General features: G+C 35.9%; 7 protein-coding genes and 1 pseudogene. 1 reads left to right on the top strand and 7 read right to left on the bottom strand.

The features are described from left to right. Positions 1–706: 706 nt before the first annotated feature. Positions 707–1,219 carry a hypothetical protein gene (locus SP041_RS16005; protein WP_025563626.1) on the bottom strand — a complete coding sequence of 171 codons (513 nt, stop codon included), beginning with the start codon at positions 1,217–1,219 and terminating at the stop codon, positions 707–709. 442 nt (positions 1,220–1,661) lie between these two features. On the opposite strand from SP041_RS16005, the gene SP041_RS16000 reads away from it, so the two are divergent. Continuing rightward, a complete protein-coding gene (locus tag SP041_RS16000; protein ID WP_025563627.1) occupies positions 1,662–2,048 on the top strand; it encodes a hypothetical protein in 387 nt (128 codons plus the stop codon). A gap of 298 nt (positions 2,049–2,346) precedes the next feature. On the opposite strand, the gene SP041_RS15990 is transcribed toward SP041_RS16000, so the two are convergent. From SP041_RS15990 to SP041_RS15965, 6 genes and pseudogenes are all read right to left on the bottom strand, one after another. Further along, positions 2,347–2,946, bottom strand: coding sequence for a DUF3157 family protein (locus SP041_RS15990; RefSeq protein WP_025563628.1), 600 nt, complete (start codon positions 2,944–2,946; stop codon positions 2,347–2,349). Between the two features lie 247 nt (positions 2,947–3,193). Next, positions 3,194–3,442 carry a hypothetical protein gene (locus tag SP041_RS15985; RefSeq protein ID WP_025563629.1) on the bottom strand — a complete coding sequence of 83 codons (249 nt, stop codon included), beginning with the start codon at positions 3,440–3,442 and terminating at the stop codon, positions 3,194–3,196. A gap of 478 nt (positions 3,443–3,920) precedes the next feature. Beyond that, entirely contained in the window at positions 3,921–4,196 is a 276-nt protein-coding gene (locus SP041_RS15980) for a chlorhexidine efflux transporter (RefSeq protein WP_025563630.1), read from the bottom strand. A gap of 105 nt (positions 4,197–4,301) precedes the next feature. After that, positions 4,302–4,940, bottom strand: a complete 639-nt coding sequence (locus tag SP041_RS15975) for an SDR family oxidoreductase (protein ID WP_025563631.1) — start codon at positions 4,938–4,940, stop codon at positions 4,302–4,304. A 122-nt stretch (positions 4,941–5,062) separates the two neighbouring features. Further along, positions 5,063–5,376: pseudogene (locus tag SP041_RS21230) on the bottom strand (MAPEG family protein). A gap of 462 nt (positions 5,377–5,838) precedes the next feature. Beyond that, entirely contained in the window at positions 5,839–7,866 is a 2,028-nt protein-coding gene (locus SP041_RS15965; RefSeq protein WP_025563633.1) for a TonB-dependent receptor, read from the bottom strand. Positions 7,867–7,932: the final 66 nt, after the last annotated feature.

The raw sequence follows: 7,932 nt of genomic DNA, 5'->3' as shown, positions 1-7,932 counted from the left end.
GTGTTGTTGTTCTGAAGTGTTCATCGCTTATACTCCTATTATTCATCACGAGGACGTGATGTGGATAATAAGTATGAACGTTATTGGTCTTTTGTTTTTCTGCCGCACAGCGGCTTCGTTCAACAAGTTGCTTAAACGGAATAAAAACAGTTGGCCACCGCTTCGCGATTATAGCCAACCATTTTTATCCGCTTAGCAAGGCGTTGAGGCTGTAGAATTTCTCCGAAAAGAACGTTTTCACGTTCTTTTTTTATAATCTCTCATTGTACAAAAAACAACCTTTATTGAGCTGGTCGTCTGTGATCTAACGTAAAGTATTGAAAGTATTGGACACCCACTAGTTCAACGTAATAAAATCAAAGCTTTAGGATGTAAAGTCGATGGGTATCCAGCACTTTTCCTTATTAGTTTTGATTATAAAAGTAAATTTGGTATTTGCCCTGGTGAAGCAATTAGAATAATACCTAGTAACTGAAGAATAGCGACCATGAGACCAATTAATGCCAGAGAAAACATGCTGAAAATTAATATTTTCATGTAACTACCATATCCTTTCATAATGAAAGGTATGAATGCAGCAATAATAAAATAAATGACTGATAAAAAATGAGGATGTAGCATATTGTTTACAATACACGAGCCTCCCATATAAAAAAGTATCAAATAGGTTAATACAACATAAAAAAATGTAGCTTTATTAATCTTGTTATTCTGGATCATAACGATACACAACTTGTGGTTTGAAAATGCTTTTATTACCATACATTTTCAGATTGACGTTTTGTAAATTGTAAATATCTCTTGCCCAAGGATCACAAATTACGCAATCATCGCCCCATTCGAGTGGGTTATCTAATGGGCTATCTGCTAGGCGCCCAATAACTACAAAAGAATGATCAGCTTGTGTTCGATTGATGTATTCTAATGGGCCTATTTTTCTGTCATATAAATAAAAGAATGCAATAGCAGTTTGCTCTCCGCAGTTCCCACACCCAGATTTTTCAGCTTGTCTGGCGGCTTGTCGTAATCTTGAAAGTCTAGGGCCTTGGTATTTCTGCTCTCTATTTTGAGCAACACAGTCATGTGCACTTTGAGCGCTAAATAAAGTGATAAAATTATTCCATGGTTTATTATCTGCACCAATAGTCATCTTTAGATCAACATATTTAATTGCTTGTTTTGCAAAACCTAAGTTTATTGCTTTTGTTGTTTCAGACATCAAACGAACCTTTTTATTGTTATTATTATCAGATAAATGATACTTAAAATAACTTATTAATCAATTAAACATTTATTTAAAGTGAGGTTTATGTAATGAGTAAATTATTGGATATCCACTAGTTCAACGTAATAAAATTAAAGTTTTAGGATGTAAAGTCGATGGATGTCCTGCACTTTCACAGCTCTTTAATGTACTGTCTCGTTCATAATATAGAGAAGTTAAGGAATAGTTTACATTAACGGAAGGGCTTAGCCCTTTAGCCTGAATAATACAGCCTAATAAGCCTCATAAACGTCTTTACAACTCAATTTAATCAATCATTTATTGGAAACTCAATAATCTATTTGAATCTCAAGTAAATATAAAATACTGTGTTTTTATAATTAAAGTTTGGGCTGAGAGTGAGAAATTCTACAGCCTCGTTATGGTGTTTCGAAATATGTCTAATAATCTATGTAAAAATTTGATTACTGCGATGATTAGTCCTTTGATTACATTACCTGTACTTGGTTTTTGCTATTTTTATGCGGGTATAGAAAACTATACTTCTGTGAGAGTATTAATTTCAGACGTTAGTTTTGGTGTATCAATAGGAATGGGAAGTTTATTTTATTTCTATCCTTTAATGTTTATTTACGGATTACCTATTAGCTTATTACTTCAAAAGTTAAATTTATTTAAACTACCGATAGTTTTAATCTTAAGTATACTTCCTGTCTTCTTATTCAGCCTACTTGGTGAATTTAATCGTGCAATATTGGTTCTTCATTTATTAGTACTTTCAATAGGTTTAACTAGCTGGTTTATATATGATAAATTGAGATAACAGCATAACAAGCCTTTGCCCAGAATGAATAACGAACTGAAAAGCTAGTCCACTCAATAAATTCTTTTCTTAAAAAAGCAGGGAAACTATGCCGCCAATGCGTCCAAAATTTCTTGCCACTACGTTCAATAACAGACGCTATCTCTGCATATTTTTATAGCTCTGATGCATCATGATAACGCGATCTATTACTGTCAAAAGTGACTCATAAACGAGGCGGAAGTTGTGGGCCTGCACCTGGTAAACTATCAAAGATATTTTTATATATAAAAACTAATATGACTTTTTGATAGGGCTCTTAACGAGTTTCAACTTCAACTACCTTCAAACTCAGTAATTTATTGGTCCAATTAGCTTTGTTGATTCCATCAATCCAAACAACTCGACTATTTTTGGGCTCCCCTTTACGTAAGTAGGTATCAGGTAATCTATAGCTTGCTTGCCAAACATTGATGGTTTTTTCAGTTATTTTATTGGCATTATCATCATAAAAACTGACCGCTACCTTAACAATAACAACGCCATCAGAATTATTACTGGATAATTTGAACTTTAAGCCAAGCGCCTGATCCTGCCAAACAGAATCACTATAAGTTACTTTCACGCCATATTTAACCGCAGTATTTAATAACCCAGAGCGTAAAAGTGAGGCTTGCTCGGAATTAGAAGGGGTTACCATGTTCGAATCAGTGATCTCTGATGGAATAGTCTTATTCGTTTCTTTTGCTTCATTCAAAGCATCAGTATTAATGGCGATATATTCCCAAGTGTGATCATCATGCAGTAAAACGGTAGCGCCATTATCAAGCGTAACCGTACCAATGTTAGCAGCGGACAACCCTAAAGTAACAGAGCCGAGTAATAAAAAGAGTGTGTATTGTCGGTAATGAAAAGGCATAAATTTCAACTTTTATAATTTGATTTGATATGAAGCATACAGGATATTTATATAATCAATCAAAGTCTTAGAGAGCAAAATGGGAATCGGAATGTCTTAGGCATCAAACCACTTGATACATTTATCATTCATAAAAATAATGTTAGTAACCCATAACCCATAACCCATAACCCATAAAAAAGACTTTGGAAATAGAGCTAAGCCAGTTGACAGAGCGCCATTAAATTACCCAGAAACGTTACTCGACTTACTCATTATTAATAGATAACTCGATTTGCTCTACGTAGTTTTTTGTTGATAACAATGGTAATGGGCGACCCAAATTAAAGAAAGCATTTACATGTTTGATAGCAGGTATCTTTCCACTTTCTCTAAATACTGCTGTTGTTGTCACTTTAAGCTCAACTAAATCAATGCGATGTTCAGCACCGAACGTTTCAACTGGTTTATATGTCGTTTTTTGTGACAAAATATTTGCGAAATCACTGTATCCCATTTTTATCCCCTTAAATCTCATTATTATTTTTGATTGTTGCGTTAACTCATCTTAATAAGCAAACTTACAAAAAGTAAGCCTGCTAAAACGCCTCGAATTTTGAGACGAGATATTAACAGATTTCCAATTGTTACGTTACTTTTTGAAATACTAAAAACCAATCTGCAGTGATGAAGTGGGGCGTAAATTGTCTTGTTTATTCGACACCATTACATAATGGCTGGCTCAGTTAGTGGTTTAGCTTTTAAACTTGAGACTTAGATACTTAGATACTTAGATACTTAGATACTTAGAGACTTAGAGACTTAGAGATTTAGTGAGTTAGTCAGTGGTCGATGATTGAAATTTATTTGAAAGTGATTTAATCGTTACTTAAAAGTGCCTTTAATAAATTACCTCTTGGATTCAAATAATAAGCTCACATTTTATAAACCGCATCATATTGTCAGTTCCCTTATGATGTTATGTAAATCATTCACTATGCACAGATAATACGTGCTCGGATCACGTCATAACACCAATGGTAAATGATTGCGTATATTAAGAAGAAAATGATTACAAGGAGGTCCATCATCAATGCAGACCAGAAATCTAATTGTAGAAACCACGTAATAATGGGAAGGGTGACACCAATTAGACCCAATTCAAACCCTAGCCCATGCGCTACACGCATTTTAAATGAACGCTTAATTTGATTGTGTCCGAATTTTTTCTCAAAACATAAATATTCTGTTGTATAAGTCTTAATTGTCATTGTGAGAGAGCCTTAATATAGCGACTCTCTCAAATACCATTCTGTTTTACCTTTGCCTGCTATTGACTAAATAATACATATTTACCCATTACAGGCATGGAAACCTTACGAAGGTAAAACGTCATCAACACTTTGACTACCGTTAAATATTTCGGTGATAGTGCTTTTCTTAGGCGGATTTGTCACTGCAAATAACAGTGCTTTCGCCACGTCATCACGCGTGATCGTCGCTTGTTCTTTTTGCTCTGGTCGCTGATTGGTAAACTTGTTTTTACCTGTTTCATTGGTGAGCGAACCTGGGCGAATAATTGAATAATGCAAGCCACTACGTATGAGATGTTCATCTGCCATGTGTTTGGCCACTAAATAGGGTTGCATGTTTTCAGGCCCCTCTGATGGTGCGTCGGCACCAATCGAACTGACCATAATAAAATGCTTCACATCGTTATTTTTTGCATAATCGGCTGCTCTACAGGCTGCCCATAAATCTATCAATATGGTTTTATCTGCGCTAGTGTGGCCGCCAGAGCCTGCCGCAAAAACAACATTTTCACAGTGATTAAAGGCGTGTCCAAAATCTTTGTTAAGATCCTCTTCAACAATGGTTAATTTGTCATCATGAAGATCTGATAGTTTACTTTTATCACGTACAAGCGCGACCACATGCTGATTGTTATCTAGCATCAATTGGGTGAGTTTTTTACCAATTTGACCACTTGCGCCAATAATTAATGTCTGTTTCATTTTATCTCCTGCTAGGTTTTTAAGATTAGGTTTATATCATTAGAAATACTTATTAATTTGGTTATTGTTCACTGGTGACTTATTTTTCTTCTAGTCACGTATATTACTCCTAGTCATTGTGGCTAGATAAGCCCTAGGCCCAATATCACCAACATAACTACATTTGTCGCTACACCAATCAAAAAGAAGTAAGTGCGTGGACTCGAATTTTTCTCGGTTGCAATGGCATAGTACAAAGCCATATACAAATAGCGTACTGTTTTCTAAGGCATTATAAAAGTACGATGTTTTTTTTAAAAAAACTATCCTGAGACAGGTTTTCATCAACTTTCCCAGGGACTGCATTGGGTTTAAAAGTGGCAACTACCTGCTGAATGAGTAACATCACTAAACATAAATAAAAGGCTATATATCCTGTGTAGGCAACGTTGTTCATCTTTATTTTCTTTTTCATCAATTCAGTGACATGAGAGGTGCAACTATTGTTCCATTTTTAACTTATTGATATAAAAGTGTAAAATAATTTTTTACTATAAGGCGCATGTAATAAGTACAGGGGGGTGTAAGATTTACATAGGTAATTTGTTGTTTGCTAATACAAATATTCTATGTAATGGAAAGCACTCTAGAAAATGGATGTTGAAGTTTTAGTTATGCTAATTTTTCATAAGATGGGTCAGCAAACAAACACTTTATAAGGGTATTTATTTAACGGGGATATTGGTATCTGCACAACAAGAATACAAGAAGGTGCATTGTGTATTTGAGTACAAATGAAAGACCTGATGATTTATGGTCATATTGTTTATCGTTATCTTGTTTATGGCTACATTAGTAAAAAGGTGAATCATTGTTGATTCACCTTTAGTCGTTAATGTTATGGGCTGAAAAAGTCGGATTACATGCGGTAAGTTAAGTTTAAACCGACAGTACGGCTTTGACCTACTGATGCTCGGTAACCACCGTTGATTAAGTACACTACATCTTCATCTGTTAAGTTAGTGATGTAACCACTGATTAATAGATCGCCGATAGCGTAATCAACATTTGCCCCTACAATTGCATAATCTCCTGCTTTGTAATCTTCTGTATTATCAAGATCTGAGTAATATTCATTTACATAGGTCACATCAGCGCCGAGTGTTAGGTTTTCACCAATGTATTGAGTTAAAGCCAATGAAGCATTTAGATCCGGTGCATTTGATAGTTCATTGCCACCAAAGGTGTCGTCATTATCAACTTTAGTCTTCAGTAAACCAATAGATGGGCGTACTTCTAAAGTGTCAGTTAACCAGTGCGCTAATTCTACTTCTAAGCCCATGGTATGTGCTTCATCTACGTTAGTTATTTTGTAGTCTGAAATACCTTGGTAGTCTTTGTAATCATTGTAGAATATAGCAGCGTTGATGGTGGTACTTTGGTTAAACGCTGTTTTAGCACTAAATTCATAGGCTGTAACTGACTCACTTTCATAAGTATAAACCTCAGAAGCACCCCCGTAGTTATAGTAACCAAGACCACCTGAGTTATAACCTTGACGTACAGAAAGTCCAAACGTTGTGTTTTCAACCGGGCTGTAAGTGAAAGCTAATTTAGGTAAAAGGTAAGTGTCTTGTATGTCATTATCTATTTCATTAGTCACATAGCTAGCAGAGAATTCTCTATGTTGTTTTTCGCGTTGTACACGCGCGCCTGCAGTAACAGTGAACTGATCATTAATGTAATAGTTCATTTCACCGAAGACACCTAGACGCGTTTCTTCCGTTTTACCTTCAGTAGAGTAACTTTCACTTGATACCGTGTTTTCTCTATCTGCTGCCATGATACCAACAAAGCCATCAACTTTTGAATGGGTTGGCGTGAAGGTCAATTGACTCTCAATTTTGCTGGTTTTATCTTTGAAGTTATAAGTTTGCTCGGTAGGGTACTGGTCAAATATGTTAGTTTGGCTATTAAACGATAGTAGGGTGCTACTTGCAACTTGGCTATTAAATTTATATTTAATTTCAGAAGATATATTATAAACATCAGAATCTTGAATACGGGTATTGTAACTGTAATTACGACCAAGATATTCGTTATAGTTACTACCCAGCGTTAACGTTTCGTCTTCGTAACCTGTTCCGCCATCCCAGTTTGCCCAGTTTAAGTAGTTACCATCGGCTTTACGATAATTACCAGTCAATTTCACTGATAATTTTTCATTGAATGCTGGCGTCCAAAGTAATTTACCGCGAAAGTTTAGGTTTGTTGAATCTTCTGGATCAACGGGGATACTATCGCCATCATAAGTAATATAACTCTGACCATCAGTTCCATCAAATGCAAAACGATATGCTAACTCTTCAGTAATTGGGCCAGATGCCATTAAGGCAACGTTTTTCATTACATTGCCATTTTCATAAATTTCAGCTCCTCCACGGATGGCATATTCTGGTGTAAAAGTAGGGTCGTTTGTTTTAACTGAAACAGCACCACCAATTGAGTTTTCACCCTGTGTTGTTGATTGTGGACCACGTAGTACTTCTATTTGCTGGACATCCCATACACCTGAACCACTAAAGTTATAACCAGTAAATGCATCGGAAACGCCATCGACATTAGTATCAACACGCTGACGAGCACCGCTTCGGATTGCGTAGAATCCGGTGGCAGCACCACTACCGTTAACACCACGGATATTGACACTACCAAAGCCTGATGTCACCACATTAGGGGCTTGGGTGACCACATCATTAATTGTTTTTTCGCCCGTCTTATCGATATCTTCACCCTGTATTACGGTGACCGCAGTGGTGGTTTCTTTGATGTCTCTATCCATCTTCTCACCTGTCACAATCATGACTGCTGTGTGTGAAGGTTCTTCTGCCATGACTTGACCGCTTAACGCGATCATAATGCCTGCATATATTTTGCAATGCTTCATATTACTAGTTCCATTATTATGTTTTTATATTGGTTGGTAATGATATTTATTCGTATTAATGGTAAT

The sequence above is a fragment of the Psychromonas sp. SP041 genome (assembly GCF_000470315.2).
GTDB lineage: Bacteria > Pseudomonadota > Gammaproteobacteria > Enterobacterales > Psychromonadaceae > Psychromonas.
This window is presented reverse-complemented; position numbering and strand designations above follow the sequence as displayed.